Below are 25,040 nucleotides of genomic sequence, written 5' to 3'. Positions count from 1 at the left end.
GATAGCGGCGATGACCAATCCTGTGACGTGGCTCTGCGACGTTCGACTCACGCAGTACCGCCGTAACATCGGCCAACCGACAATTGAGGAGGCTTGCCGCGAGCTCGGGTATCCGGTCCACGTCGTCGATTTCGACCCAAAGCACCCGTCACAGGTTCCTGAGGTGAAGGACGCGCCAGTCGTCGCTTATGGCACGCATCAGTTTGTCCGAGCGGTCACCAAGGCCCAGCCCCATCTCATCCCCGGCCCATACGCCCGGTACGAGAAGCTCGGATACATGGCGACCGCCGGCAACCTCGGCGATCTCATGCTCAACGACGACTTCATCCTGCTGCCTTATGGCGAGGTTCTGCGGCGCGGATGCGACGGCCTGGGCGAAGCCTTCTTTCTCAAACCGGAGGCTGTCACCAAGGCGTTCACCGGTTTCGTAATGACCCGCGAGACGTGGGACGCCGAGGTGGAGACGATCCACCAGAAGAGCGCTTTGCCCGTGGACGCCCTCTGCGTGGTCGCAAAGCCTAGAGAAATCGAAGGGGAGTTCCGGTTCGTAATCGTTGACGGGGCGGTCGTCACAGGCTCGCAGTATCGCTGGAATGATCGTCTGGATGTGCGCATGGACGTCCTGCCGATTTGTCAGGAGATGGCCGTACGCGTCACCCGGAACCCTTGGCAGCCGGATCGGGTCTCTGTGTGCGACATCGCCCTGCTCGAAGGCCGCACGAAAGCGAAGGTGGTCGAACTCAATTCCTTCTCTACGTCTGGGCTCTATGCCTGCGACACGCGGGCGATCGTCAAGGCGGTCAGCCGCTCAGCGCAGCGCGAGTATGACGGTGAAGATGAGATAGCATGACCCCCACCGACTTCCGCGCCACGATGACGGAGAGAGGCGCCTACATCCCCAAGGATCAGGTTGGCCTCTACGCCGAGGCCTTGCGCGCGCTGGCCGAGAAGCGGGAGAGGGAGAGGTGAGCCGCTGGACAAAAGGCCTTGGCCCAAATCCCGGCTACGGCATCGCGCTTGCTGTCATCATGGCGGTGACCATCGCGCTCGGGTTCTTGTTCGGGCTTATCGGGTGATGCTGCTGAGCCGCCGCCTGTGACGCTCCGGGCGTAGCGACCGGGCTCGCCCTCCCCTATTCCGTGGCCATGTCACCATCACCAGTCTTCAAGACTGAACCGAGTAGCCCGCAGGCCTGGCGCGAGGCGTTCCTCGACATGAAGCCGAGCGTGGTCCCGTGCCCTGGGATGACGCCAGCCGGCTGGCAGGCCGTTCATGCCGCGTCCCTGGATTTCCCCCACAAACACGCCGACGAGGCCGGCCGGCACGGCTGGACGACGATGCAGCTCTTCGGTGTGTATCCTTCCCTCGGCGTGATCCGCTCCGATTTTTGCGGGGCCATGGTCCTGAGCGGCGACCTCGTGTCGAAGGTTGAGGCGGACTTCATCCGGTTCGAACGGACCCGGTGCTTCCGGGATGTGCCGGGCCGGCCGACGGGGGCCGTGCCGATCTGGGCGGTGAAAAGGTAGGCGGCCGGAATGCGTGCCCTATGTCCTCGCGGGCTCAGCCAGGAACCCGACCATGAGCACCGAACGTGACGAGGGCTACATCGAGGCTTTGGCCGATGTCAGGGACACCGTTCGGCGCCGCGTAAACGAGGCCGGAGTCTCGAACGACGCCAAGCTCGAACTCCTCGACCTGCTTTCCCGATTGGACGACATGCTGAAGGGCGGGACGCTGCCAGAGGACCACGCGAACGATGTTCCAGAGCCGCTGAGTGGCAGCTTCTGAGCACCCTACGATCCGCTTCCCCCTCCGCATCACAGAGGTAGGCGACGCCATCGCCGTGCTGGACGCGGTGGGGACGCACCTATCCTATTCGTATTTCGAGGACGAGCCGATCCGCCGGCAGAGTACCAAGCGGGTTTATGAAGTCCGAGGCGGTGGAGATGGCGAAGGTGATCGCTAGGGCGCAGACGGAGGCGTTTGGTGAACCCTAACGAGGCGTTCCCTCCCTCCCCCGCACCGGATTTCGGCTTGCACTTGCGGCGCTCACCGCAGCCAAGCCATCCGGATGGAGGCAGATCATCTCTATTTCTTAGATAATAGCTTTTCCCGGTCTAGCTTGCGTTTATTAAGTAATGTATTATATTCATCAATGCACCCCTGGTTAGGATTACTCATCATTATTTCTTTGCCGATCATGCGCTCTAATCTTGCAATGTCGCCATCTATTTTTCTCAGCTTCCGTCCCGGCCATCGAGCCAACAAGATGTCTGATGCAGAATTTATGAGACGATCAATCACTCTCATCATTGCGGACTGCATTAAATTTCTCTTATCGCTATTTTCCCGGGCTTGTATGGGTAGCGTCGTGCTCGCGCAAGGTTGCATTCGTATTATCTTGCGCGTTTCGACGAACCGTCTGTTTCATGACCAAGCGGGGCGAGCTTTGAACATAAGATGTGGGAAACCGTGGAGGGGAGCCGAGCGCTGAACCCGTATGTCGTAGCGATCATGATCTCGACCACGTTCGGCTACATCAGCTTTGCGCTTGTGGGGATCATCTATGAGATCCCATGGTTTCTTGCTGCCCTGGCGCTGCTCGCCAGGTGCGGATTTACGCCCCGAAGCTGATTCGATCGCAAACGACAAGCCGCCGCGGCGTGAGCCGGGCAGTTTAAAATGTTTAAGCGGTAGATAGACTTTCTGTCTATTTATCAGACATCCTGTTCCTCTAGCTCCTCTGCCCCCTGGTCAGCCACTTCGACCGGGCGAGAAATTTTGAACAACGCGTTGCAGCACGACGCGTTCTTAATTTTCTCGTTTTTAAGCTTTGGGTCGCGATGGATATCGTACAGACCATAAAGCCCATAGCCTTTCTTGAACATAAAGGCCATAAACCGTTGCAGCTCAATATGAACTCTATTAGATGGATCGGTCGCGCCTTCGACTTGCACAAAATTAATCTTTTTAGCATCGAGCATATCTTCGAACCCCTGAAGGACCTTCAGATCCGCGCCTTCAGCGTCGATTTTCAGGGAATCAATGTATGCGATCGCCCGTTCGCGGCAGTAATGATCGCCGGTCTCTCCCTCAACATGCTCGGAAGGTGTTTTCTCGGGGACTTTTTTATAATTCTATTGATGAAGCTGCCCGGCGCTGCCCTCATCAGAACCTTTCCTCTGACATTATTAAGGGCCATTTGGTTTAGGACGACACCTTTGTCCTCCTTGAATCAGTCGTAGAGACCGCTAAACGCTCCAGAAACAGGCTCGAAGGCATGAATTACTGCATTTGGAAATATTTTTTTGTATGTGCAACAGTGCTGCCGCGATTTGCGCCGACATCAAATATAATAGATGGAGTGAAATCTAAATCAGAAAGTTCTGCCTGAGACTTCATTGCGAATTACCCTAGCAAATAGCCGGACCCGGCGGTGAGCACATTATGCAATTTAGTGCGCGAGTCAACTTTTGCGAGTAGAAAAATATCTCTGTTTAGCGCGGATCAATTGTCGTTTTCTTGCCCAACGAAAAACGCCCCGCCCAGCCGAAGTTGAACGAGGCCATTCCGTGCTCTCAGGACAACCGACAGGCGCGGTAGCGCGTCGGGCGGGGGGCTATCCAAACCGCCCCCGCATTCCGGCTGACGCTCGATCAATCAGCCCAAGGAACCACGAGGCGGTATCCTCAAGGACGAACCGGCTGGCCTCGACGTAGTCGGAGATGTCCGGTCAGGTCCACAGTACGATGCAGATCTCCATCACGGCCACGCCCGTGCCCATGCCGAGAACGAAGCGGTTGCGCCGCGGCACCACCCCATCGACAGCGCTAGGCGCCACGATATGCAGGACGCCGGAGATCGCGCTCATCAGGATCCAGAGCGAGTTGGCGTCGATGTTCGTGAACCACATCGGCATGCCGGCAAGGTGGAAGATCACCGAGAACATCGCCTGACAGAACGTGGCGCACCACCCGATGGTCGCCCGGATCGCCCTAAGCCCTCAGGCGACGTAATCCTGATCGCCGCTCCACGCCCGTCTATCGCCCATACCATCGTCTTCCGGCTTGGAAAGTTTCGCGGAAGCGCTCCAGGCTTCCGTTCGATCCGATTTTACTCTTGCGATGTTACGACGCTTTCCATGCGTAAGAGGTAAAGGAAACGTCGATGTTCGTTGTCGTGCCTGCAGGTGTGGTCAGGCTCTGTGTCCAGACCCACAGATTGCTCCAGTCATACTCGACCAGCAGGCCGTTTTTGAAGACCGACAGGGATTGATAGAAGTTGTCGGCGGTCAGGGTGAGCGAGACCGAGCTTCCACCGCTGACACGCTCGATTTCGTGCTTGCGTAGCTCGCGCATCATACTCCTCCGTGCGATCCCTGTTGTCGGTCAGCGGGATGGTTGTCCTGCGAGGATCGGTGCCATGGCACGCGCTCACCCTTGACGGTTTTAACCTTCGCGTCTCGCCCGGCAGCAATGCGCGTGGTGGCAGGCCGCCACCACGCGTCACGGACGCGGATGAGGTCAGACATCCAGACCGATGGAGAACCGTCCGCTCGAAACAGACTGATATTGCGAAATCTGTTCGACAATCAGTCCGTCTTTCCAGTGCGTGAGCACATCAAGGGCCGACTGGCCTTGGATATCGAGCCCAAGCGAGAGCAACCCTCCGCTGACGGCGTGGATCTCGCCTTCGCTCAATTCGCGCAATGCCGCGAGATTGTCGTTCTGAGAATGGATCTGAGACATGTCGTGCCATCCTTTGTTGTCTGAGAGGCAGCATGGCCTGTCGATACAATTCGGATTCTGCTTCGTTTAGTCTTTAACGGTAACTCCCTTGCTTGATAATATTAGACTAGCCAGCCGGGAAAGTGCGTCAACCCACCTCTGTGGGCGACGCGATCCCTCGTGACAAATCGTGGCGGACTGGTCGGATCTTGATGTCGCCGCGTCGAGGCGGTTCTTGCAGAGGGCGTGAGACAGCATACTCACCTTGGAAGCGGCAAAGATTGGCGAAAGTTGATGTTCGCATGGTCAAGCTCGCCAAGAGGCCGTAATAATTTGGGTTTTCGGGTTTTGTCTGACAATTTGTCGCAGTTTGGTCCCTGTCGTCGACGACGCGTTCCGACGGGACGGTTCCTTCGTTCTCAAAGACACGTTCCGGCTCATGGACGTGCACCTGCCGTCGCGCGCGATGGCGGACAGGCTATTCCCCGATGAAGGTCGTATGCCGATTCCGCGACGGTGGCCGACCTGAGCCGGCGTTGACGCAGGTCCCGGTTTTGCCGACGATCGACAGGTCGCGGAGCACAGAGGGCGAGTGACGACGCGGTTAAAGACGCATGATAGGTGGTCCGTCGCGCCTTCCGCTTCCCCCTGTCAGAGAGCATCGTCATCGTCATGGAAGACTGGAAAGACGGCATCAATCCGGAGTTGTTCAACGCGGATTTCAGGCCGCAGGACGAGGTCGTGATCGTCAGCGATATCGAGGCGATCAACCCGCGCGGCGGCAAGATGACCTTGAGGAAGGGAAGCTTCTTCAAGGCCAGAATGATGGGAGGCTTCCTGTTCTGCCGTCCGAAGGGCGGCGGGAAGCACGACGAGATCGCCATACCGCCGGCGGACTTCCGGAACGTTCAGTTCCTGCAGTTGAAGGTCGTGCCCGTGGAATGAGCGGTTGCGAAGCGTTTCGACGGTGTTCGAGGGGGACCAGCGACTGCGCCGCGAAGTCACGAGGTGCTCGCCACTTCCATAAGGGCGGATCAGGCAGCCGATTCGCGGAGCATTCCGGAAACATTCGTCGGGGGTGCCGGTCTTCCTGTCCTGCCCCATAGGACGCGACGGTTCAGGCCGCGTGCTCTGTCGCCCGGCTCGAATTCGCCGGTGGGATCACGGCTTGGAATTCCACCCGGTTTCGGCCCGACCTCTTCGCGGCGTAGAGCGCTGCGTCCGCGGCACGAAGCAAGTGCGGCGAGGTGAGGCCCACATGCCGTGTCGCGCCGTGGGCCGCGGTCACGCCGATGCTCACGGTGACGACACCGCCATCCGGCAGACCGGGATGCGGAATCGCGAGCTCACTCACCGCCAACCGCAGGCTTTCGCCCACATCGCCGATCGTCTCCGCCGTAGCCCCGGGAACGAAGGCGGCGAACTCCTCGCCGCCGTAGCGGCAGACGAGGCCGCCCCATCGGGCGAGATCGCGTTTCAGGGCGTCGGCGACGCTCACCAGGCAGCCGTCGCCCTCCGCATGGCCGGCCGTGTCGTTGAGGCGCTTGAAATGGTCGATATCCACGAGGAGCACGCCGAACCATTCGTGTCGGGTCGCGGCGAGGGCCCAATGCTCGTCGAGCTGCTCGGTGAAGAGCCGGCGGTTGGCGGCACCGGTGAGAGGGTCGGTCCCCGAAAGGACGGTCAGGCGGGCACAGGCCAGGGCCAGTTCGTGCGCCTGTTTCCTCTCTCTCAGACCGAGGAGGAACGTCTTCTTCCTGTCCCATTCTCGCGAATAGGCCAGCTTGATCGGCACCAGGATGAGCGCCGCCACGAGGAGGGGCACGCCCGTATGCCCGTCGGGCCCTAAGCCGGAGACGAAGACGAAGCCCACATAGAGAAGGAAGGCCAGGCCGCAGAACCACAGGCTGTTGCGGAACGACAAGGGCGAGATCATTCCCACGACGAGGGGAACGATGGCGGCGAGGATGAGGTAGGTATCGGCGTGCTCCTGGGGCACGATCCTGGCGCTGTTGAGGATGATCGCCATATCCACGAGCGCCGTGACCGTCGCGGCCGCTCCCTGCCGCCGCAGGGACGGCCGCCCGCGCAGCAACACGACCCAACCCAACGCGAGGGGAATGAAGACACCGAGCGTCAACCCGGCGGGCACGGCGATCGCGTCGCGACCGAACAGATCGAGGTCGATCTTCAACGAGATGATATTGAAAACGACGAAGACCAGAAGCCAGGACTGCATGTAGAGACCACGCGGAGGCACATCCTCGGCATGATACTGAGCTTCCAGGTGCTGCGGCAGGCGAAGGCGATGCCAGGGCCGGCTCAATCCGACCTCGATGGACGAGGGCATCAGCTCACAACGCTCCGGCGCGGTTCGTTCAATCGCCTGGTTCCCTCATAAATTGAGAGCACCATAAACGCAAAGTCCGCCACCGCTCCTCCACCGCTCCGTTTGCCGGTTCGGCCGCATCTCGGCGAGATGCGGCCGATCGGAGGGCCGCATCAGTCGGAGCCGGGGCCGCTCGCCAGACCGGCCAAGGTGAAGAGATCGACAGACAATTTGGCGCCGACGACGACGGCATCGGGAATGTTCTTGCGGTAGAAGGGGAAGCGAGTCTGGTCCGGGTTGACGATGTATTGCAGGTTCGGCGTCAGGCGGATCGCAGGCGTGACCTGGATGCCGTAATTGAGCTCCATCATCACCTGCTGGCGCGGGATCCTGCGGTCGATCCCGAGTGAGGCCTGCGCCAATTGTATGTTCTGCAGGGCGAGGTCGCTGAACGCCTGCGTGTTGATGACGAAGCCCACCGTATCGAACGGCCGGCTGGCGAAGGTGCCGGTCTGGAGCGCGCCGATCTCGAGGAAGTAATCCTCGTTGAGGCGCCCCGACGTGCCGGCCATGGCGACGCCGAACAGGGTCAGCCCCTGGGGAGCGGTGGGGTCGGGGCGCCAGACCATCTGGTCGAACCGGGCATAGATGCCCGAGCGTCCGAACCGGGTGCCGAGGGGAAGACCGGTGAGGACCGCCGGCCGGCCGGTGACGTCGCGCATCGGATCGGCATAGTCGGACGCGTCGTACCAGCCGCCGATGCCGTAGTTGCGCGGCAGGCGATCGTTGGCGAAGGTGGTGGAATAACCGAGCTCGAACGGCATGATCGCGCCGGTGGCGCCCTTGGTGGAGACATCGAGGCCGTTGTCGCCGGGCTGCTGGTGCAGCGGATTCACCTCATAGACGCCGCCATGGACGAACACCGTGTCGGTGAGCCAAGCCTTGGCATGGGCGCCCCAGCTCGCCACCGGCCAGAAGGTGAAGTTCGAGGTCTTGAACACGAAGGTCGGGTTTCCGCAGGCGGAATTCGTCTGAAAATTGCAATAGATCGGCGAGTTGAGGAAGGCGATGTTGGCGACGAGCCGCCCGAACTCGATGTCGACCCGGTTGTCGAACAGCTTCTGCTGGTAGCTGAGCAGGGTCAGCCGCGTGGTCTGGCCGCCGCCGAAGATTTCCTGGACCGAGGTGTTGTTGCCGATGGCATCGTCGGCGAGGTTGCGGCCGTGGCGGTTTGTGACCGCGATGTGGAACGAGCCGCCCTCGATCCCGGCGAGGCGGTTGAGGTCGCCGTCGATGCCGAAGAACAGCTGGCCGGCAAAGGCGGAGCCCTGGCGGATGCCGCCGATCGGGTTCGCGGCCGCCTGTCCCGTGTAGTTGGCGCTCAACGTGATTCCATGGCCGATGTCGAACACGCCCACCGGCAGGGTCGCCGGGGTCGCGCTCTGCCCGAGGGTATCGGCCGCGCCGGCCGCGCTTTCGGCGCCGGTGATGTCCTGGCCGTCCGTACGGGCGGGCGAGCGCAGGGCGGAGCTTGGGCCGGTGTCGGGCAGGCCGATCCCGGCCGCCGCCGCATCCCGTGCCCGCGCCTCCGATCCGAGCGCCAGTGTCGCCAAACTCAGGCCGATGGCGGCCACTCTCGATCTCTTGCCCATCTGTCGTCCCCTCGAAGCATCCGTAGTGTTCGCGTGGCCGGTCTTTGTGCCGGGTGGGTGGTGCTGACCGCCGTGGCGGATGTCGTCCTGCCGAATCAGGTGTTGCGGATCGGGTGCGACCGCCCCTGTGGCTTCGGCGCGTATCGCGCGCTCACGCCGTCCGCTTCTTCAGCAGCCCCACCATCAGGCCCGTGACGAGGGTCCCGGCGACGAGGGCGATCACGGCCCATGGCAGGTTGGTGACGGCGTTGGGGATCGGCAGCACGAACAGGCCGCCATGGGGCACTTTGAGGGTCACGCCCGCGGTAAGGGCAATGGCGCCCGCCAAGGCCGAGCCCGCGACCATGGAGGGGATCACCCGCAGGGGGTCGGCCGCCGCGAAGGGGATCGCGCCCTCCGTGATGAAGGCGGCGCCGAGCACGGCCGCCGCGCCCCCGGCCTCGCGCTCGGGTTGCGAGAACCGGTTCGGGAACAGCCGTGTGGCCAGCGCGATCCCGAGGGGAGGCGTCATGCCGCCGAGCATCACCGCCGCCATCGGAGCATCGACGCCGGACGAAAGGAGGGCCGCGGCCGAGGCATAGGCGGCCTTGTTGATCGGGCCGCCCATGTCGACGGCCATCATCCCGCCGAGGATGAGCCCGAGGACGAGGGCGCTCGCCCCCTGCATGCCCTTCAGCCAGTCGGTGAGCCCGGCGAGGATCGCGGCGACGGGCACGCCCACCACGTAGATCATCATCAGGCCGGTGATGGAGGTGACGAGCAGCGGCAGGATCAGGACGGGTTTCAGGCCTTCGAGATTCTTGTGCAGCCGGATATGGCGATTGAGGAAGCGCGTGGCGTAGCCGGCGATGAAGCCCGCCGCGATGCCGCCGAGGAAGCCCGCCTGGAGGTTGGCCGCCAGCATGCCGCCGATCATGCCCGGCGCGATGCCGGGCCGGTCGGCGATGGAATAGGCGATATAGCCGGCCAGAGCCGGGACGATGAGCGCGAAGGCCGCTTTGGCGCCGATCTCGCCCAGCGCGTAGCCGAGGCCGCCGGCATGATCCGGCTTCATCGCGTCGATGCCGCCGACGGCGAAGGCCAGCGCGATGAGGAGGCCGCCCGCCACCACGAAGGGCAGCATGAAGGAGACGCCGGTCATCAGGTGCTTGTAGGCGCCGGCCCTGCTCTCGGCGGCGGCGGGCCGGGCCGGGCCATCATCCTTCACGGTCACGTCCGCCTGGACCTGCGCCTCGGCGAGAGCCGTGGCGATCAGACCCTTGCCGTCGCGGATCGCCGCCTTGGTGTTGGTGGCGTAGAGCCGCTTGCCGGAAAAACGCGAGCGATCGACCCCGGTATCGGCGGCGATGAGGACGATGTCGGCGGCGGCGATCTCGTCGGCGGTGAGCGCGTCGCGGGCGCCCACGGAACCTTGCGTCTCCACCCTCACCTCGTGGCCCAGCGCCTGCGCGGCGGCCTGGATGCCTTCCGCCGCCATGAAGGTGTGGGCGATGCCGGTGGGGCAGGAGGTGATGGCGACGATCCGCGTCTTGCCGCCGGCCTTCGGTGCGTCCGGCACGGCGCCGCCGGCCGCCAGGAAGCGACCGAGCACCGATTCGGCGTCGGTCAGCACGTCCTCGATCCCGATCCTGACCCGGCGCATGGTGCCGAAGCGACCCTCCCCGAGATCGCCCTCCCCGATCAGCAGGACGGAGTCGCCCCGGGCGATGGTGGATTCGGACAACGGATGGCCACCGACGCCCTTGCCCCTGAGTTCGAGGTCGAGGGCCTGTCCGACGCGCGCGGCGGCCTTGCGCAGGGCCTCGCCCGCCAGCACCGCATGGGTGCCGAGATCGCCGCCCCCGACGACGGCCAACAACTGGGCCATGGTTTCCTCCGCCTGTTCTACGGTGTGTCGGTGGTTCCACTATCCCGCCCGACGACCTCATCCGGAGGCGACGGAGCGAGGCGCAGGCCTCGAAGGAGGGGGCCGTTCGCCAGGCGATTCCTGGCCTCCTCCCTCGAGACTGCGTCGCAGCAGTTCAGGGTGAGCTCGGAGGCGGGATGTCCACGCGTTCGACCCGCACCGTCTCGACGATGGCGAGGATGGTGCCGCGACTGGGCAGGTTCGCGCCGGGCTGCTTGAGCTTTCCGGCGGCGAAGGCCAGGGCCAGCCGGGCGGTCTCGACCATGGGCAGACCCGCATGCAGCGCCGCGACGAGGCCCGCCACCAGAGCATCTCCGGCTCCCACCGTACTCGACACTTGCGTCGGTGGCGGATGGGCATGGAGCGCCTCGTCGCGCGTCACGAAGAGAGCGCCGTCCGCTCCCAGCGACACGACCACGAGGGGGATACCCCGCGCGACGAGGCCGCGCGCCGTGCCGGCGACCTCCGCCAGGGTGTCGAGGGGCCGGCCGGCCCAGTCCGCCAGTTCCTGGCGGTTGGGCTTGATCACCTCGGGTAGACTTCTCGACGCGAGGGCTGCCGTCAGGGCCGGCCCGGACGCGTCGAGCACCACGCGGACGCCGCGGTCCTTCAAGAGCTGCGTCAGCATCGCGTAGGTCTCGTCGCCGAGCCCCCCCGGCAGGCTGCCGGCAAGGACGACGAGGCTCCCCTCCGTGGCGACCTGGCGCAGGACCGCCCGGATGGTGTCGAGGGCACCCGACGTCGCGGCGAGGCCGGGCAGGTTGATGTCCGTCGTCTCGCCGGTGGCGGCGTCGAGGAGCTTCAGGTTGGTGCGGGTCTCGCCGGGTATCCAGGCGAAGCGGTCGTCGATCCCCTTGCGGGCGAACACGGCTTCGAACGGAGTGGCGTTGTCCGAGCCGAGGATGCCGGTGGCCGAGACCTTCAAGCCCCAATCGGCAAGGCAGGAGGCGACGTTGACGCCCTTGCCGCCCGCATCCGAGCGCACGGCGCACGCCCGATGGACATGGCCCGGCGTCAGTGCGTCGAGGGTGACGGTCTGGTCGATGGCCGGGTTGAGGGTGACGGTCACGATGGCGGGGGCGCTCATGCCGCGACTCCTTCGAGGGCGCGGACGGCCGCTGCGTCCTCCTGGTCGCAGGCGCGGGCGGCGAGCGCCCGCAGCTCGCTCATCTCCGATGCCCGGAGCCGCGCCTTGACGGCGGGGACGTCGGGGGGCGTCATCGAGAGTTCGTGGACGCCGAGGCCGGCGAGAAGGCTCGCCACGAACGGATCGCCGGCGATGCCGCCGCAGACGCCGACCCAGCGCGCGTGCCGCGCCGCGCCCGCGCAGGTCATCCGGATCAGGCGCAGGACGGCCGGGTGCAGGCTGTCGGCCTCCGGCGCGAGCTCGGTGTTCTGGCGGTCGATGGCAAGGGCGTATTGAGTGAGGTCGTTGGTGCCGATGGAGAAGAAGTCGCAATATTTCGCCAGGGCATCGGCCTGGATCGCCGCGGCCGGCACCTCGATCATGATGCCGATGGGCAGTTCCGGAGCGTCGAGTTCGGCGCGGATCCGGTCGCAATGGCCGCGCAGGGTCATGATCTCGGGAATCGACGTGATCATCGGAAACATGATCGACAGCGGGGCGTCCTTGCCCCCGGGCGCGTCGGCCGCGATGCCGTCCCTGGCGGCGCGGTAGAGGGCGCGCAGCTGCGGCTCCATCAGGTCCGGCCGCCGCAGCAGGAGGCGCGCGCCGCGCACGCCGAGGAAGGGGTTCTCCTCCCTGGGCAGGTGGAGATGCGCCACCTGCTTGTCGCCGCCGATATCCAGCGCCCGCACGATCAGCGGTCGCCCCGCCAGGGCCCGCAGCATGGCGCGGTAGGTGGCGTATTGGTCGTCCTCGGAGGGGGTGTCGCCGCGCTCGAGGAACAGGAACTCGGTGCGCATGAGGCCGACGCCCTCCGCGCCCTGGTCGAGGGCCAGCGGCACCTGCTCGGACGTGTTGACGTTGCCGCCGATGGCGACGGAATGCCCGTCCCTGGTGCGGGCGGGGAGCGCGCGCTCCCGCGCCTCCTCCTCGGCGATGGCGCGCTGACGGTCGCGCCAGTCGCGGGCCGAGGCGAGGTCGGCTTCGCTCGGATCGAGGTAGAGCCGGCCTGTGCCGCCGTCGAGGATCGCCGATCCGTGGTTCTGCAGGGCCATCAGCCCCTGCCCGCCGGCCACCATCGCCGGGATGCCGAGGGTGCGGGCGAGGATCGCGGTATGCGAGGTCGGGCCGCCCTGGGCCGTGGCGAGGCCGATCACGCGGGTGGGATCGAGCCCGGCCGTGTCGGAGGGTGCGAGATCGGCGGCGATCAGGATGCAGGGCACGTCGGGCAGGTCGTGACCGCTCTTCAGGGAGGGGTCGATCTGCGCCAGCACCCGCCGGCCGACATCGCGCAGATCGGCGGCACGGGCGGCCAGAACCGGGTTGCCGAGGGCGGAGAGCCGCCCGGCCATCCGCTCCACCGCCGCGTTCCAGGCGAAGGCGACGCCGTGGCCCTCGACCATGAGCTGGCAGGCCAGCGTGATCAGGTCGGTATCGGCGATGAGTTCGCCCTGGGCGCGGAAGATGCCGGCATCGGCCTTGCCGAGGCGGCGCTCGGTATCGTCGGCCAGCGCCCTCAACTGGCCGCCGGTGGTGGCGAGCGCCGCGTGCAGGCGATCTCCTCCCGTGGTGAGCGGCTCGGGCTGGTCCGGCACCGCGATCTCGGCGGTGGCCAGCACGTGGATCGGGCCGATGCTGATGCCGGGGCTCGCGCCGATTCCCGCGATGGTGCGCGGCGCATCGGACGGGTTCCAACCGGCCACCGGCCCGGCCGCCTTGGCGGCCGCGTCCTCGGCGGCCCTGGCGGAGGCCTTCTCGGCCGCGGTGAGGGAGGTCACCGCGGCGCAGACCTTGGCCAGCGCTCCGGCCTCGTCGTCGCCCTCGGCCGATATCGTCACGTCGTCACCGCAGCGCAGGCCGAGCTGAAGCAGGGCGATGAGGTTCTTGGCGTCGGCGATCTCCGATCCGTGCCGGACCTGGATCCGGGCCGGGCACAGCCGCGCCACCTCGACCCAATGCGAGGCCGGCCTGGCATGGAGGCCGGTGGGATAGTCCACGGTCCAGTCGAAGCGCTGGCGCAGATCGGCGGCGGGGCCGGCCGAGCCGGTGACGGGCGCATCCTCGGAAAGCGCCGCCGCGATGTCTTCCTTGGCATCGGTATTCCGCAGGCTCGAGAGACGCGCCTCGTCCTGGATCAGCCGCGTGAGCCGGCGCAGGATGGTGATGTGAGTGTCCGACTGCGCCGCGATGGCGACCACGAGATGGGCGATCTGGCCATCGTGCCAGGCGACGCCGCCCGGCACCTGAAGGATCGCCAGCCCGCTCTCGCGCACCAGATGCCGGTCGTCGACCATGCCGTGGGGAATGACCACGCCGTGGCCGAGATACGTGTTCGCCACGGTCTCCCGGCGCAGCATACTTGCACCATAGGCCGCATCGATACAGCCCCCCGCCACCAGCAACTGCGACGCCTCGCGGATGGCGTCCTCCTTGGTCGCGGGCGTCGCGCCGAGGCGGATCAGCAATCGGGGTGTCAGGACCGGCGTCGGTGCGAGCATGGCGTGCCCTCCCTGTTGTCGTTGATCGCAATGAAAACGTTTTCATCGCTTCTGTCAACGATCTCCGGTGAAATAATTCATTGTGTCGCCTTGTCGCCCGTGGATGGGAGTGCAAGAACGTCATCATGATGCTGAAAACGTTTCCTGTCCGGTGAGGCCGATTCCATGACGATCGGCATCCGCGACGTCGCCCGCGCCGCCGGCGTTTCCACCGCGACGGTCTCCCGCGCCCTCGGGCGCGGGCCCGTCAGCGAGGCCTTGAAGCGCCAGGTGGAGGAGGCCGTGCGCCTCACCGGCTACCGCCCGAACCTCTCGGCGCGGCGCCTGCGCTCGCAATCGACCCGGACGATCGGCCTGATCGTCGCCGACATCCGCAACCCGTTCTTCACGGCGGTGAGCCGCGCCGTCGAGGACGCGGCCTATGCGGCCGGCATGCGGCTGATCCTGTGCAACACCGACGAGGATCCCGACCGCGAGGCGATGTATCTCCGGCTGATGGAGGAGGAGCGCGTCACCGGCGTGATCTTCGCGCCGACGCGGATCACGGCGGACAGGCTCGCCGCCCGCGACCTCGACGTCCCCGTCGTCTTCATCGACAGGACCGGGCCGCCCGGCACCCATGACAGCGTCGTCCTCGACAACGGGGCCGCCGCATCCCTCCTCGTGGACCACCTGATCGGGCGCGGCTACCGGCGGATCGGCGGCCTGTTCGGCTCCACCTCGTCCACCGCCCAGGAACGCCGGGCCGGCTACGAGACGGCGATCCGGCGCGCGGGCCTCGTGCCCGACATGCGCTCGGCGCCACCCAACGCCGCCGCGTCCGAAGCGAGCGTCGGCCGCTGGCTCTCGGAGGCGACGCCGCCCGACGCGCTGATTCTCTCCAACGGGCTGATGCTGATGGGGGCGGTGCGCGCCGCCCGGACGGCGGGCCTCGGCGTACCGGACGATCTCGGCCTTGCCGGGTTCGACAACGATTCCTGGACCGACCTCGTCGAACCCGGCCTCACGGTGATCGAGCAACCCGTCGCCGAGATCGGCGCCCAGGCCATGTCGCTCCTGTTCGACCGCCTGAAGGCGCCGGACCAGCCGATCCGCAAGGTCGTCCTGAGCGGGCGGCTGGTGGTGCGGGGGTCTTCGTCGAGAACGTGACGTGGTGGTGGGACAAGTCTGAATGAGTTGTTGGTGGCTCGGTTGCCGTCGACCGAACTTTCTCACTGGAAGCCGAGAGGGGAGATCGATCCAAAATCTCAAAGATCAAGCAGGGTCAGCGAGGTCTTTCAGGTGCCGAAAGCTACCAAATTTCGCTTATATTGCAGAGGATCATTGTGAAGTCCTTCCAAGTCCCCGGTAGTTCGTATTCACGCGGCGTGCCGAGGACCGGCCCGTCGTACTGGCGCCACATGCTACCCGCGATGGAGTGAAACGGTCGGCACAGTCGGTCCTGCTCCGGTCCCGCCTCTGCCGCACGACAAGCGGAAAGAGCTCGGAAGCGTGGTGTCGCCTCATTGTGAAAGTCGCCCGGACACGCCGGTCGGTCGCTGATGGGTGCCGATGAATCCCTGCCACTTTCGGCCATCGCAGCACCGCCATTGGCGATCATCAGTACCGATGAGGCCAGTACGAGCACGTCGAGCGACATCATGAACTTCGCCGACGCCATTCGTGGCAGGCGGTCTTTTGGCGGGGCGTCGATCGTGCCGTCGTCATTTTCGAAGCGGGCGATCATCGGACAGAGGAGTCCCTTCACCACCGCCATTCCCCTTACGCCTCCGCAAACAGCTCCGGCCGACGCAGCCGCAGGGCGAAGAGCAGCAGCAAGGTCTTCATGTCGGTGATCTCGCCCCGGTCGCTCATGGCGGCGAAGGTGGCGAGGGGCATCTCGTGGACGGTGATGGTCTCGTGCTCGTCGGCGAGGCCGCCGCCGGGGCCGGAGCGGTCGGCGGCGGTATAGGCGCCGAGGAAGAGATCCATCTGCTCTGTGGAGATGCCGGGCATGGACCAGCCGGTCGTCAGACGTTCGAGGGCGCCGAGGCGGACGCCGGTCTCCTCGAAGGCCTCGCGGCGGGCGCCGTCCTCGGGCTCGGATTCGTCGAGGAGCCCGGCCGGGACTTCGAGGAGCGACAGGGTGCCGGCGGCAAAGAAGGTGGGGGGCCGGAACTGCTCCACCAGCAGGGCCACGCGGCGCTCGGGATCATAGGGCAGCACCGCGACCGCGCGGCCGTGATCCTCGATCTCGCGGGTCAGGCGCGTGCCGTCCGGCATCGTGACTTCGGCCACGAGAAAACGGCTCCAGCCATCGTGCAGGATGCGGGTGCCACGGATCACCGGCGCCATATAGTCGTTCCCGTCTTCCGGCCGCGGGCGGTCGCGCGGCCTTCTTCGGGATCACCTAACCGCGAGTTGCCGCATCATTGAGGCGAAGACGGCGCGGAATGAACGCGTTTTCAGGCGCCGCCTTTCTCGATGGTGAAGCTGAAGACGCCGTCGTCCCGACCCTGAGCCACGAGACGGTCACCCTCCTGGGTGACGAGATGGGGGATGTCGATCACCGAGACCGGGTCGGTGCAGAGGACGGTCAGCACCGCCCCGGCCTCCAGGCCACGCATGGCCTTGCGGGTGCGCAGCACCGGCAGGGGGCATTTCAGGCCGCTGAGATCGAGGACGGGCGACGCGTCGGTCATGTCTGCCCCGCGATACGAAAAGCCCCGCCCGAGGCTGGAACCTGGAGCGGGGCCGGAGACGGAGTTCTGTAGATGACGTTAGTAGCCGTAGGCAGGATAGCCGTAGGCCGGGGCGTAGCCATAGGCCGGGGCATACCCGTAGGCAGGTGCGTAGCCGCCCTCGTAATAGCCGTAGCGGGGAGCCTGGCTCGCCGCGATGGCACCGCCGATGATGCCGAGGGCCGCACCCGCCGCGAGGGCCCCACCGATCCCGGGGCCACGGCGATAGCCGCCGCCGTAATAGCCGCGGCGGTAGCCGTAGCCGCCGCCGTAGTAACGGCCGTAGCGCACGGTCTCCACCGCCGAACCGCTGCCGGCGACCTGCGCCGATGTCAGCGCGGGCATCGGGGCGGCCTGTGCGCCGGAGAGAGGAGCTGCCGCCAGACCGACGGCGGTCGAACCGGCAAGGACCAGGGACATGATGCGCGACATGCGTGCGATCTCCTAAATCGAGTAAACCTGATCCGTTAAAACACTATCTCGGATGAACCGTTCCGGAACAGACGAGGCACTATCGGCTGAACGTGTGCCCCGGCACAATTGTCGCGGCGCGGCGACATGGTTTCATAGTCAATAGCGTCTCTTCAGAATACGCATTCGGTGAAGGCTGGCTCCACCGTGCGCCGCCACGGACCTTCGTAATCGGCGAGCCTGTCCTCCGCCCGCGAGCGGCCACTGGCGACGATGCCTTCGAGCGGTTGCAGATAGTGCGTCTCGTCGCGCCCCTGCTCGTCGCGGCGGCCGCGCGCTTCGAGACCCTTGCGGGCGATGGCCAAGGCTTCCGCCGCCACGGTCCCGAGACTGCGGCCTGCGATCGGCGTGGCAAGGCCGAGGCGCGGAACCATGGCGCGCAGGCATTCCCGCTCGGAGTCGCTCCAGGCCTTGGCGATGTCCCAGGCGGCCGCGAGCCCGGCCTCGTCGTAGAGAAGGCCGACCCAGAACGCCGCCTGCGCGACAATCATGTCCGCGCCGCCCACATCCGAACCGCGCATCTCGATGTAGCGCTTCAGCCTCACCTCGGGGAAAGCGGTGGAGGCGTGGTTGGCCCAGTCGGACATCGTGGCCCGCTCGCCGGGAAGGGCTGCGAGGCGTCCGTCCATGAGGTCGCGGAACGAGGCGCCGCTGACGTCGTGATAGGTCTCGCCGCGCTTGACGAAATACATCGGCATGTCGAGCAGCCAGTCGACATAGGCCTCGTAGCCGAATCCGGCCTCGAAGGCGCGGGGCAGCATGCCGGTCCGGTCGGCGTCGGTGTCGCGCCAGATCTCGGAGCGGCGGGAGAGGAAGCCGTTGGGGCGGCCATCGGTAAACGGGGAATTGGCGAAGAGCGCCGTCGCCACCGGCTGCAGTGCGAGGGCGACCCGCATCTTCGCCGCCATGTCGGCCTCGGAGGAGAAGTCGAGATTCACCTGGACGGTGGCGGTGCGCAGCATCATGTCGAGGCCGAGGCTTCCGACCTTCGGCATGTAGCCCGCCATGATCTTGTAGCGGCTCTTGGGCATGACCGGCGTGCCCTCGCGGGTCCATTTCGGGCTCATGCCGAGGTCGAGGAAGCCGATGCCGAGGGGATCGGCGGCCCGCGCGGTGGCTTCGAGATGCCGGCGCAGCTCACGCTCGGTGGCGTGGACGTCCGGGAGCGGCGCGCCGGACAGTTCGAACTGCCCGCCGGGCTCGAGTGAAATCGCGCCGCCATCCCCGCCGGCGAGGCCGATCAGGTGGCCCGCATCCTCGATCGCCTCCCAGCCGGTCTCGCGCGCCACGCCCTCGAGCAGGGCGCGGATGCCGGTCTCGCCTTCGTAGGGGACAGGGCTGTTGCCGTCGCGATAGAATGGAACCTTCTCGTGCTCGGTACCAACGGCGAAGCTCTCGCGCGGTTTCTCGCCGTCGGCGAACCACGCGATCAGCTCGTCCCGCTTCGTCAGCGGTGTGGTGTCGGACGTATCGCGCGCCATGCGCTGCCTCGTGGTGAAGGTCGTTTGTGATGAGAGGCGCGCCGGACCGCAGCGGAGGTGCCTCCTGAAGAGATGGCGACTCCTTAGTCCAGCGGCGAGGTCGGAACAACGTAGGCCACGGGAGGCCCGCTCAGCGTGTGTCGCCGAGCACAGACTGTACCAGAGCTAGTGCCACCACGGCGGCGGTGTCCGCGCGCAGGATGCGTGGTCCGAGCGACAGGGCCACGGTGTTCGGCCGGGCCGCGATCATGTCCCTCTCCTCGGGCGAGAACCCGCCCTCGGGCCCGATCAGTACGGCGAGCGGCGGTGGCGCCGCCGGGTCCGCCGCTCCCCGAAGAGCCGCGATCGGGTCGGTGACGGGGGCGTCTTCGTCGCAAAAGACGAGGAGCCGGGCGGGGGCGAGCTCCGCCAGGGCGACGGGGAGCCGGACCGCATCGGGGAGATCGGGAATCGCCAGGATGCCGCATTGCTCGGCCGCCTCGATGGCGTTGGCGCGCAGGCGATCCAGGTTGATTCGCTCGCCCTGGGTGTAGCGGGTGAAGACGGGTCGGATGGTGCCGGCACCCATCTCCACCGCCTTCTGGGCCAGATAATCCAGCCTCGCGGTCTTCAGCGGCGCGAAGAGGTAGTGCAGATCCGCCCGCCCGGGCTGCGGGCGCAGGAGCTCGACGACGGTGAGTTCCGCGCTCTTGCGACCGTTCTGGGCGATACGGGTGCGCCACTCGCCGTCGCGTCCGTTGAAGACCAGGACCGGGTCGTCCGGACCGCGTCGCAGGACGTTCAGCAGGTAGTTCGCCTGCGCCCGCTCCAACGGGAGGACCGTCCCTTCGCGAAGGTCGGGCTCGACGAAGAGGCGCGGGGCGGTGAAATCGTAATGTGCCATGGATCGGGGTGGTCTCGCCCGCGGCTCAACACCTGTCAACGCGCGGCGGAAGCCGGGGTGATGCGGAAGGGCAACATGGCCGGATTATGTGGCGTTTCCCCACGCGCATTTCTTACCGCCCGTTTACGTCTCGAAAGACGCCACATTCCTATGGCGAGACATCTCGCAGGATAGGCAATCGCTCCGGCGGCCACGAACCGGGCACCGGCGGCGATTGGGGGAGAGGGAAGCCTAGATAATGTCATCGAAGACCATCGCGGCGGTCGCCGGAGCCCTTCTCGGCTCCGCCCTCCTCGCCGGCCCTGCTTTCGCGCAGAACGCGGAATGCGGCGACATCCAGAAGACGCTTCAGTCGCGCAAGGATCTCGTGGCCAAGGCGAATGCCGCCTCGAACTCGAAGAAGAAGATGACGCCGGCCGAAGCCTGTGCCCTGTTCGGCAAGCTGCAGGCCAACGGCAACGAGGGCGTCAAGTGGATCGCCGCCAATAAGGAATGGTGCTCGATCCCCGATTCTTTCGCCGAAGGTTTCAAGGCCGACCACATGAAGGTCGCCGGCATTCGCACCAAGATCTGCGGCGTCGCCGCCCAGGCCGCGAAGATGGAGGCCCAGGCACGGGCACAGGCCCAGAACGGTGGCGGTGGTGGCGGCATGCTCGGCGGCCCCGGCCTCACCGGCAGCCTGAAGATGCCGCAGGGCGCGCTCTGAGCCTTGGCTGAGTCGCCGCTCCACGGCCTCGTTTCCGCATGGCGGGCGTGACCTCCCGGCACGGTGCGGATGGCAGGGTCGCGGATGCGGTTGCCGGGCACTGGGTCGATCGCCTCGCCCCGCGCGGCCTGCGCCCCTATCTCAGGCTGGCCCGGATCGACCGGCCGATAGGCTGGTGGCTCCTGCTGCTGCCGTGCTGGTGGTCGGCCGCCCTCGCCGCGATCGCCGGTCACAGGGTGTTTCCGGACCCCGCCCATCTCGTCCTGTTCCTCATCGGCGCCATCGCCATGAGGGGGGCGGGCTCGACCTACAACGACATTGCCGATCGCGACCTCGACGCTCAGGTGGAGCGCACGCGCTCGCGTCCCCTCCCCTCCGGGCAGGTGCGGACACGCTCCGCCGCGGTCTTTTTGGTGCTGCAGGCTCTGGTGGGACTGGCGGTGCTGCTGCAGTTCAACTCCACCGCCATCCTCGTCGGCATGGCGTCGCTCCTGCCGGTGGCGATCTATCCGTTCATGAAGCGGGTGATGTCGATGCCCCAGGCGGTGCTCGGCCTCGCCTTCTCGTGGGGGGCGCTGATGGGCTGGGTCGCCGCTTTCGGCGATCTCGGTGCCCCGGCGCTGCTGCTCTATGCCGGCACAGTGGCGTGGGTCGTCGGCTACGATACGATCTATGCGGTGCAGGACATCGAGGATGACGAAATCGCCGGCATCCGCTCCTCGGCCCGCCTGTTCGGACGCGGTCTACGGCCGGCCATCGGCCTCTGCTACGCCGTTTCGGTCGCGGCCGTCGCCGCCGCCTCGTATCTGGCAGGGGCCGGTCCCGTGGGCGCCCTCGGCGTCGCCCTCTTCGCCCTCCATCTCGGATGGCAGGTGGTCCGTCTGAAACCCGGCGACGGGCGCGGGGCCCTGACGCTCTTTCGCTCCAACCGCGATGCCGGCCTGATCCTCTTTGCCGGACTGGTGGCCGATGCCGTCTGGCAGGGTCTGTCCTGAGGCCGATCCGGTTTCAGGACAGGGCGCCGCCAACGATCTCGTTCTCGCCGCGATAGATCAACGGACGCACCGGCAGCACGCCGGTCTTGCGGCGGACGAGGAAGCGCGGGCGGCGGCCGTTGAGGAGACCGTGGCGGCGGCGGGTGCGCGTGGTGCCGAGGGCGACCCGGCCGAGCTGGCGCGAGACGACGGCGAGGGTACCGTCCTCGCGCACGATCATCCGCGGCAGTCCCGTCCGGGCCGAGCAATCCCGCCAGATCGCCACGACGTCGTCGTCTCCGTAAGGACCGAGGCGGCCGAGCGTGGTGCCGGCGCCATCCACCAGGAGGAGCGCGAAGCGGTCTTCGTCGCACGCATCGCTGTCCTCGGAAGCGAAGGCCAGGGCGACGCCGACGGCCTCGGTGCCGCCGGAGACACGGCCGGTGATCGGAAGCGGCGACGGAGAGAACGTCATCGTCGGCTGCGAGATGCCGTCCTGAACGCATGTTTCCGCGACGATGCCGACATTTGTCTCGGTCTGGTTCATGTTTGAGAAAGTGTTCATTGGACCGACGCCCTGTTGGTGTGATCGGCCTCTTCAGGGCCGTCTCTTATGACAAGCAGATTCGCGTCTAACCCCCTCAGACCAGCTTAATAGCCAGAGTTAAGCGATAGTGGATGGGCGGGAAGCGTTCGGAATGCTCAACATTTCCTTGCCGCATTCGTCAGGATCCGCCGGCATCGCCGGCGCGCGATCCTTGTGAGTGTCGAAGGCGCACCCTACAAAGAAATCGATCCCTCGCGCCGTCCTGCGCCGGGAAGACCGATTCGCCACCGCCACCGCCAGAACACCGACGATCCGGAGACGCATGTCCGACACGATGTCGACCAAAGCCGCCCAGGCGCTTCTTCCCGCCCTGAGGGAGGCGATCCGCGAGGCGGCGTCCCTGGCCCTGCCCTTCTTCAGGTCGGGAGCGCAGACGACCGCGCGGACATGGTCGAAAGCCGGCGGTTCGCCGGTGACGGAAGCCGACGTCGCGGTGGATACGTTCCTGAAGATCCGCCTCAGCGCGCTCCTGCCGGCGGCGGCCTGGCTGTCCGAGGAGACCAGCGACGATGCCATCCGGCTCGGCTCGGACCTCGTCTGGATCGTCGACCCCATCGACGGGACGCGGGCCTTCCTCACCGGCCATCCGGATTGGTCGATCTCCGTGGCGCTGCTGGCGGGCGGGCAGCCGATCCTAGGCTTCGTCCACGCGCCGGTGACCGACCGCTTCTACGAGGCCGTGGCGGGAGGCGGGGCGACCTGCAACGGCGTGCCGCTGTCCGTCTCGCACCAGGCCGTCCTCACGGGGGCGAAGGTGACGGGACCCAAACCGATGATCGACAAGCTTGCGCGCGGCGGCTCGACGAACGGCGAAGCCCTCGACGTCCGGATCGTCCCGCGTGTGCCCTCCCTCGCCCTGCGCGTGGCGCGGGTCGCCGAGGGATCGATCGATGTCGGTCTGGTCTCGTCCGACGCGCGCGACTGGGATCTTGCCGGCGCCGATCTGCTCCTGCGCGAGGCCGGCGGCTCGGTGAGCGACCTGAAGGGACTCCGCACGACCTATAACCGCCCGGACCCCGTTCACGGTGCCCTCATTGCGATGTCAGACGGTCTGCGCGACGATGTCGTCGCGGCGCTGGACCGGGGATGATGTCGTCGCGTCGCGTCTCCCCCTGAGCCGGATCGGGTCAGGGGCGGACGGGATCCGGACACGCGAACGCCGAGCCCGGTGAGGAACTCGGCGTGAAACGTCATCGACGCGAGGAGAATATCCCCGGCACGGAGAAGGCCCTATCAGGCGTGTTCGCGAACCGCGACCACGTCGGGAGCCACGCCCAGCCGTTCGGCGAGATGCCACCGCAATTCGCGGGGCGAATGGTAGTTGTAAGAGGTGTCGATGAGGTGGCTGAGGTCGATGTCCTGCGCTTCACGCGACGTCGTCTGCTTCAGTTTTCCCACCTTGAAGGTCGCCGCATCGGTGATGGGCGAGCGGGCGCCACGGCGCCGGGTATATTCGAACAACATGTTTTCTTGTGATCTTTCAGATTTTTCTTGGTGTCGAAACGACGAGCTTTGCCTCTCGTTCCGTGAGTCAAAAGATTTTGTGGTTGCGGATGGGTCATCCCTGAACCGAACTCGTCTCCCCAGAGGAGCGCGTCGGGATGCCAGCGAAGCCGGCGCTTGACGCCGGTGATGACGCCAGCCCCGTGGGCTGGCGCCGGGTGCGTCAGGCCGCCTGGAGGTTCCCAGCCGAATCCTTGCCGCTGCGCTTGTCGGTCTGAATCTCGTAGGAGACCTTCTGACCTTCAATGAGATTGCGCATTCCCGCGCGCTCGACGGCGGAGATGTGAACGAACACGTCCTTGCCGCCGTCATCGGGCTGAATGAAGCCGTAGCCTTTGGTTTCGTTGAACCACTTAACAGTGCCGGTATTCACGAATAGAACCTCGTATCGTTCGTCGACCAAACACGCGCGTCTGCTCAAGACACCCGGTGCCGGTCCTCTATTACATTTGACGGGATCAGCGGGTCGTGAGACGTGCGATGCACGTTGCGTTCGGCTCACTGATGCCCGCTGACCTCCATGTAGGCGCATTGTGCGGCGGCAACAAGGCACCCGGCCGGATCTTGCCGGCCGCATCGACGCACCGCCCTCTCACGCCGGCCTCAGAGGGCCGTATGGCGAACCCCGTGTTTTTCGGTCCGCGACGTGCATATATGAGTTCGGTTCCAGGCGGTTAGGCGACGCAATCAGGCGGTTCATGGCGGGCATCTCGGTTTCCCTCGAAGGCGCGAACATTCAGCTCTCGTTCCAGAAGGACGATCAGGCGACGGCCGTCGTGATGGACGCCCGGGCCGCCCGCGCGCTCGTACGCGCGGTTGGACATCTGCTCACCGCGATCGATGAGCCGGACGAGGTCGACCCGCCGGACGACCTCAACGACGATGACATCGCCATGCTCGAAGTCACCTCCTCCGCCATCGAGGTGGGGACCGACGAGAAGGGGCAGGCCGTCGTCGCCCTCCAGGCGGGGCCGCTTCCTCCCTTCCAGCTGCGCCTGACGGACGAAGAGGCCCGTCACGTGGCGACGAGCCTCTCCGAAATCCTCAATGCTCCCCGCGACGTCCGTGCGTCACACGGGGACCACTGACCTAGGGATCACATCCTGACGCCCGGGTCCGTCGGCCCGCCGGGCAGGTAATCGGGCTCGGAGCCCGGCCCTGCCGGTTCGTCGATGCCGGGGTCGTCGACGGGATAGGGGGTCCGTGGGCCGGTCGGCCCGATATCCGGAGTTTCGTCCGGCGGCAGCGGCGGGGGTGGCAGGTCGCCGGGAATTCCCCCCGGCAGCGGCTCGGGGATCGGTAGGCCTGGATTGGCCATGCAGCGTCTCCTTCGCTTTGAGGTGGGTCGATCGGTGTGCCGGAGAAACCCGCCCCGGCATTCGCCAGTTCCAGGCGGACGCCGATTCGAGGGTTGCGCTGCGACCGAGGCTGCATTGCATCGTCCCGGAGCCAGGAAC

At 66.0% G+C, this 25,040-nt stretch carries 28 protein-coding genes and 1 pseudogene; 10 read left to right on the top strand and 19 right to left on the bottom strand.

Annotated features, from left to right (window positions below):
- Positions 1 to 10 precede the first annotated feature (10 nt).
- From MKK51_RS06310 to MKK51_RS06300, 4 genes are all read left to right on the top strand, one after another.
- A complete protein-coding gene (locus MKK51_RS06310) occupies positions 11 to 850 on the top strand; it encodes an ATP-grasp domain-containing protein (RefSeq protein ID WP_243975726.1) in 840 nt (279 codons plus the stop codon).
- Positions 847 to 969: a hypothetical protein gene (locus MKK51_RS27145; protein WP_279601000.1), complete on the top strand. Its 123-nt coding sequence runs from the start codon at positions 847 to 849 to the stop codon at positions 967 to 969. Before MKK51_RS06310 ends, MKK51_RS27145 begins: the two co-directional genes overlap by 4 nt.
- A gap of 176 nt (positions 970 to 1,145) precedes the next feature.
- Positions 1,146 to 1,526, top strand: a complete 381-nt coding sequence (locus tag MKK51_RS06305) for a hypothetical protein (protein ID WP_243975725.1) — start codon at positions 1,146 to 1,148, stop codon at positions 1,524 to 1,526.
- Positions 1,527 to 1,578: 52 nt separating this feature from the next.
- Entirely contained in the window at positions 1,579 to 1,788 is a 210-nt protein-coding gene (locus MKK51_RS06300) for a hypothetical protein (RefSeq protein WP_243975724.1), read from the top strand.
- 929 nt (positions 1,789 to 2,717) lie between these two features.
- Here the strand turns inward: MKK51_RS06300 and MKK51_RS06295 are convergent.
- The 4 genes and pseudogenes from MKK51_RS06295 to MKK51_RS06280 all read right to left on the bottom strand — a co-directional run.
- Positions 2,718 to 3,074 (bottom strand): annotated as a pseudogene (locus MKK51_RS06295) (FkbM family methyltransferase); the annotation flags it as partial.
- 659 nt (positions 3,075 to 3,733) lie between these two features.
- Positions 3,734 to 3,949 (bottom strand): hypothetical protein, encoded by a 216-nt coding sequence (locus tag MKK51_RS06290; RefSeq protein WP_243975722.1) that lies wholly within the window; start codon positions 3,947 to 3,949, stop codon positions 3,734 to 3,736.
- Positions 3,950 to 4,127: 178 nt separating this feature from the next.
- Positions 4,128 to 4,358, bottom strand: coding sequence for a hypothetical protein (locus MKK51_RS06285; protein WP_243975720.1), 231 nt, complete (start codon positions 4,356 to 4,358; stop codon positions 4,128 to 4,130).
- Between the two features lie 165 nt (positions 4,359 to 4,523).
- Positions 4,524 to 4,748, bottom strand: coding sequence for a hypothetical protein (locus tag MKK51_RS06280; RefSeq protein WP_243975718.1), 225 nt, complete (start codon positions 4,746 to 4,748; stop codon positions 4,524 to 4,526).
- Between the two features lie 600 nt (positions 4,749 to 5,348).
- On the opposite strand from MKK51_RS06280, the gene MKK51_RS06275 reads away from it, so the two are divergent.
- Positions 5,349 to 5,672 (top strand): hypothetical protein, encoded by a 324-nt coding sequence (locus MKK51_RS06275; RefSeq protein ID WP_243975716.1) that lies wholly within the window; start codon positions 5,349 to 5,351, stop codon positions 5,670 to 5,672.
- Between the two features lie 172 nt (positions 5,673 to 5,844).
- On the opposite strand, the gene MKK51_RS06270 is transcribed toward MKK51_RS06275, so the two are convergent.
- The 5 genes from MKK51_RS06270 to ptsP form a co-directional block, all read right to left on the bottom strand.
- A complete protein-coding gene (locus MKK51_RS06270; RefSeq protein WP_243975714.1) occupies positions 5,845 to 7,077 on the bottom strand; it encodes a diguanylate cyclase in 1,233 nt (410 codons plus the stop codon).
- A 152-nt stretch (positions 7,078 to 7,229) separates the two neighbouring features.
- Positions 7,230 to 8,708, bottom strand: coding sequence for a carbohydrate porin (locus MKK51_RS06265; RefSeq protein WP_243975712.1), 1,479 nt, complete (start codon positions 8,706 to 8,708; stop codon positions 7,230 to 7,232).
- A 151-nt stretch (positions 8,709 to 8,859) separates the two neighbouring features.
- Positions 8,860 to 10,575 (bottom strand): fructose-specific PTS transporter subunit EIIC, encoded by a 1,716-nt coding sequence (locus tag MKK51_RS06260; protein ID WP_243975710.1) that lies wholly within the window; start codon positions 10,573 to 10,575, stop codon positions 8,860 to 8,862.
- 154 nt (positions 10,576 to 10,729) lie between these two features.
- Positions 10,730 to 11,701 carry a 1-phosphofructokinase gene (gene pfkB, locus MKK51_RS06255; RefSeq protein WP_243975709.1) on the bottom strand — a complete coding sequence of 324 codons (972 nt, stop codon included), beginning with the start codon at positions 11,699 to 11,701 and terminating at the stop codon, positions 10,730 to 10,732.
- Entirely contained in the window at positions 11,698 to 14,238 is a 2,541-nt protein-coding gene (gene ptsP, locus MKK51_RS06250) for a phosphoenolpyruvate--protein phosphotransferase (RefSeq protein ID WP_243975707.1), read from the bottom strand. Before ptsP ends, pfkB begins: the two co-directional genes overlap by 4 nt.
- Before the next feature lie 165 nt (positions 14,239 to 14,403).
- On the opposite strand from ptsP, the gene MKK51_RS06245 reads away from it, so the two are divergent.
- Positions 14,404 to 15,387, top strand: coding sequence for a LacI family DNA-binding transcriptional regulator (locus tag MKK51_RS06245; protein WP_243975705.1), 984 nt, complete (start codon positions 14,404 to 14,406; stop codon positions 15,385 to 15,387).
- 142 nt (positions 15,388 to 15,529) lie between these two features.
- Here MKK51_RS06245 and MKK51_RS06240 read toward each other — a convergent pair whose 3' ends face one another.
- From MKK51_RS06240 to MKK51_RS06215, 6 genes are all read right to left on the bottom strand, one after another.
- Positions 15,530 to 15,994 (bottom strand): hypothetical protein, encoded by a 465-nt coding sequence (locus MKK51_RS06240; protein ID WP_243975704.1) that lies wholly within the window; start codon positions 15,992 to 15,994, stop codon positions 15,530 to 15,532.
- A gap of 5 nt (positions 15,995 to 15,999) precedes the next feature.
- On the bottom strand, positions 16,000 to 16,572 hold the full coding sequence (locus MKK51_RS06235) for an NUDIX domain-containing protein (RefSeq protein WP_243975703.1): 573 nt from the start codon (positions 16,570 to 16,572) through the stop codon (positions 16,000 to 16,002).
- A gap of 110 nt (positions 16,573 to 16,682) precedes the next feature.
- A complete protein-coding gene (locus MKK51_RS06230) occupies positions 16,683 to 16,919 on the bottom strand; it encodes a sulfurtransferase TusA family protein (protein WP_243975702.1) in 237 nt (78 codons plus the stop codon).
- 78 nt (positions 16,920 to 16,997) lie between these two features.
- Positions 16,998 to 17,390 (bottom strand): hypothetical protein, encoded by a 393-nt coding sequence (locus MKK51_RS06225; protein WP_243975701.1) that lies wholly within the window; start codon positions 17,388 to 17,390, stop codon positions 16,998 to 17,000.
- A gap of 152 nt (positions 17,391 to 17,542) precedes the next feature.
- Positions 17,543 to 18,910: a glutamate--cysteine ligase gene (locus MKK51_RS06220; RefSeq protein WP_243975700.1), complete on the bottom strand. Its 1,368-nt coding sequence runs from the start codon at positions 18,908 to 18,910 to the stop codon at positions 17,543 to 17,545.
- 130 nt (positions 18,911 to 19,040) lie between these two features.
- Complete coding sequence (locus MKK51_RS06215) at positions 19,041 to 19,793, bottom strand: 16S rRNA (uracil(1498)-N(3))-methyltransferase (RefSeq protein ID WP_243975699.1); 753 nt, start codon at positions 19,791 to 19,793, stop codon at positions 19,041 to 19,043.
- A 238-nt stretch (positions 19,794 to 20,031) separates the two neighbouring features.
- Between MKK51_RS06215 and MKK51_RS06210 the strand changes: the two genes are divergently transcribed.
- Positions 20,032 to 20,499 (top strand): hypothetical protein, encoded by a 468-nt coding sequence (locus MKK51_RS06210; protein ID WP_243975698.1) that lies wholly within the window; start codon positions 20,032 to 20,034, stop codon positions 20,497 to 20,499.
- Positions 20,500 to 20,537: 38 nt separating this feature from the next.
- Positions 20,538 to 21,494: a 4-hydroxybenzoate octaprenyltransferase gene (gene ubiA, locus MKK51_RS06205; protein ID WP_243975697.1), complete on the top strand. Its 957-nt coding sequence runs from the start codon at positions 20,538 to 20,540 to the stop codon at positions 21,492 to 21,494.
- A gap of 13 nt (positions 21,495 to 21,507) precedes the next feature.
- On the opposite strand, the gene MKK51_RS06200 is transcribed toward ubiA, so the two are convergent.
- A complete protein-coding gene (locus MKK51_RS06200; RefSeq protein ID WP_243975696.1) occupies positions 21,508 to 22,020 on the bottom strand; it encodes a DUF6101 family protein in 513 nt (170 codons plus the stop codon).
- A gap of 322 nt (positions 22,021 to 22,342) precedes the next feature.
- On the opposite strand from MKK51_RS06200, the gene MKK51_RS06195 reads away from it, so the two are divergent.
- Positions 22,343 to 23,170, top strand: a complete 828-nt coding sequence (locus tag MKK51_RS06195) for a 3'(2'),5'-bisphosphate nucleotidase CysQ (protein WP_243975695.1) — start codon at positions 22,343 to 22,345, stop codon at positions 23,168 to 23,170.
- Between the two features lie 143 nt (positions 23,171 to 23,313).
- Here MKK51_RS06195 and MKK51_RS06190 read toward each other — a convergent pair whose 3' ends face one another.
- Together MKK51_RS06190 and MKK51_RS06185 are read right to left on the bottom strand one after the other, a co-directional pair.
- On the bottom strand, positions 23,314 to 23,544 hold the full coding sequence (locus MKK51_RS06190) for an AsnC family transcriptional regulator (RefSeq protein WP_243975693.1): 231 nt from the start codon (positions 23,542 to 23,544) through the stop codon (positions 23,314 to 23,316).
- A gap of 202 nt (positions 23,545 to 23,746) precedes the next feature.
- Positions 23,747 to 23,956, bottom strand: a complete 210-nt coding sequence (locus MKK51_RS06185; RefSeq protein ID WP_026175704.1) for a cold-shock protein — start codon at positions 23,954 to 23,956, stop codon at positions 23,747 to 23,749.
- Positions 23,957 to 24,281: 325 nt separating this feature from the next.
- On the opposite strand from MKK51_RS06185, the gene MKK51_RS06180 reads away from it, so the two are divergent.
- On the top strand, positions 24,282 to 24,671 hold the full coding sequence (locus MKK51_RS06180) for a hypothetical protein (protein ID WP_243975692.1): 390 nt from the start codon (positions 24,282 to 24,284) through the stop codon (positions 24,669 to 24,671).
- Positions 24,672 to 24,679: 8 nt separating this feature from the next.
- On the opposite strand, the gene MKK51_RS06175 is transcribed toward MKK51_RS06180, so the two are convergent.
- Positions 24,680 to 24,901: a hypothetical protein gene (locus MKK51_RS06175; protein ID WP_243975691.1), complete on the bottom strand. Its 222-nt coding sequence runs from the start codon at positions 24,899 to 24,901 to the stop codon at positions 24,680 to 24,682.
- Positions 24,902 to 25,040: the final 139 nt, after the last annotated feature.

The organism is Methylobacterium sp. E-045 (genome assembly GCF_022829685.1).
Lineage (GTDB): Bacteria > Pseudomonadota > Alphaproteobacteria > Rhizobiales > Beijerinckiaceae > Methylobacterium.
Note: the sequence above shows the minus strand (reverse complement) of the source record. Positions and strands in the feature narration are given on the sequence as shown.

Excerpts from the sequence above, each read along its gene's own strand:
- MKK51_RS06290 (WP_243975722.1), bottom strand. The coding sequence starts at position 3,949 with ATGTTCTCGGTGATCTTCCACCTTGCCGGCATGCCGATGTGGTTCACG.
- MKK51_RS06215 (WP_243975699.1), bottom strand. The coding sequence starts at position 19,793 with ATGGCACATTACGATTTCACCGCCCCGCGCCTCTTCGTCGAGCCCGAC.
- pfkB (WP_243975709.1), bottom strand. The coding sequence starts at position 11,701 with ATGAGCGCCCCCGCCATCGTGACCGTCACCCTCAACCCGGCCATCGAC.
- MKK51_RS06175 (WP_243975691.1), bottom strand. The coding sequence starts at position 24,901 with ATGGCCAATCCAGGCCTACCGATCCCCGAGCCGCTGCCGGGGGGAATT.
- MKK51_RS06220 (WP_243975700.1), bottom strand. The coding sequence starts at position 18,910 with ATGGCGCGCGATACGTCCGACACCACACCGCTGACGAAGCGGGACGAG.
- MKK51_RS06245 (WP_243975705.1), top strand. The coding sequence starts at position 14,404 with ATGACGATCGGCATCCGCGACGTCGCCCGCGCCGCCGGCGTTTCCACC.
- MKK51_RS06190 (WP_243975693.1), bottom strand. The coding sequence starts at position 23,544 with ATGTTGTTCGAATATACCCGGCGCCGTGGCGCCCGCTCGCCCATCACC.
- MKK51_RS06265 (WP_243975712.1), bottom strand. The coding sequence starts at position 8,708 with ATGGGCAAGAGATCGAGAGTGGCCGCCATCGGCCTGAGTTTGGCGACA.
- ubiA (WP_243975697.1), top strand. The coding sequence starts at position 20,538 with ATGGCGGGCGTGACCTCCCGGCACGGTGCGGATGGCAGGGTCGCGGAT.
- MKK51_RS06300 (WP_243975724.1), top strand. The coding sequence starts at position 1,579 with ATGAGCACCGAACGTGACGAGGGCTACATCGAGGCTTTGGCCGATGTC.
- MKK51_RS06180 (WP_243975692.1), top strand. The coding sequence starts at position 24,282 with ATGGCGGGCATCTCGGTTTCCCTCGAAGGCGCGAACATTCAGCTCTCG.
- MKK51_RS06210 (WP_243975698.1), top strand. The coding sequence starts at position 20,032 with ATGTCATCGAAGACCATCGCGGCGGTCGCCGGAGCCCTTCTCGGCTCC.
- ptsP (WP_243975707.1), bottom strand. The coding sequence starts at position 14,238 with ATGCTCGCACCGACGCCGGTCCTGACACCCCGATTGCTGATCCGCCTC.
- MKK51_RS06225 (WP_243975701.1), bottom strand. The coding sequence starts at position 17,390 with ATGTCGCGCATCATGTCCCTGGTCCTTGCCGGTTCGACCGCCGTCGGT.
- MKK51_RS06280 (WP_243975718.1), bottom strand. The coding sequence starts at position 4,748 with ATGTCTCAGATCCATTCTCAGAACGACAATCTCGCGGCATTGCGCGAA.
- MKK51_RS06195 (WP_243975695.1), top strand. The coding sequence starts at position 22,343 with ATGTCCGACACGATGTCGACCAAAGCCGCCCAGGCGCTTCTTCCCGCC.
- MKK51_RS06235 (WP_243975703.1), bottom strand. The coding sequence starts at position 16,572 with ATGGCGCCGGTGATCCGTGGCACCCGCATCCTGCACGATGGCTGGAGC.
- MKK51_RS06230 (WP_243975702.1), bottom strand. The coding sequence starts at position 16,919 with ATGACCGACGCGTCGCCCGTCCTCGATCTCAGCGGCCTGAAATGCCCC.
- MKK51_RS06260 (WP_243975710.1), bottom strand. The coding sequence starts at position 10,575 with ATGGCCCAGTTGTTGGCCGTCGTCGGGGGCGGCGATCTCGGCACCCAT.
- MKK51_RS06200 (WP_243975696.1), bottom strand. The coding sequence starts at position 22,020 with ATGAACCAGACCGAGACAAATGTCGGCATCGTCGCGGAAACATGCGTT.
- MKK51_RS06240 (WP_243975704.1), bottom strand. The coding sequence starts at position 15,994 with ATGGCGGTGGTGAAGGGACTCCTCTGTCCGATGATCGCCCGCTTCGAA.
- MKK51_RS06285 (WP_243975720.1), bottom strand. The coding sequence starts at position 4,358 with ATGCGCGAGCTACGCAAGCACGAAATCGAGCGTGTCAGCGGTGGAAGC.
- MKK51_RS06310 (WP_243975726.1), top strand. The coding sequence starts at position 11 with ATGACCAATCCTGTGACGTGGCTCTGCGACGTTCGACTCACGCAGTAC.
- MKK51_RS06270 (WP_243975714.1), bottom strand. The coding sequence starts at position 7,077 with ATGCCCTCGTCCATCGAGGTCGGATTGAGCCGGCCCTGGCATCGCCTT.
- MKK51_RS27145 (WP_279601000.1), top strand. The coding sequence starts at position 847 with ATGACCCCCACCGACTTCCGCGCCACGATGACGGAGAGAGGCGCCTAC.
- MKK51_RS06305 (WP_243975725.1), top strand. The coding sequence starts at position 1,146 with ATGTCACCATCACCAGTCTTCAAGACTGAACCGAGTAGCCCGCAGGCC.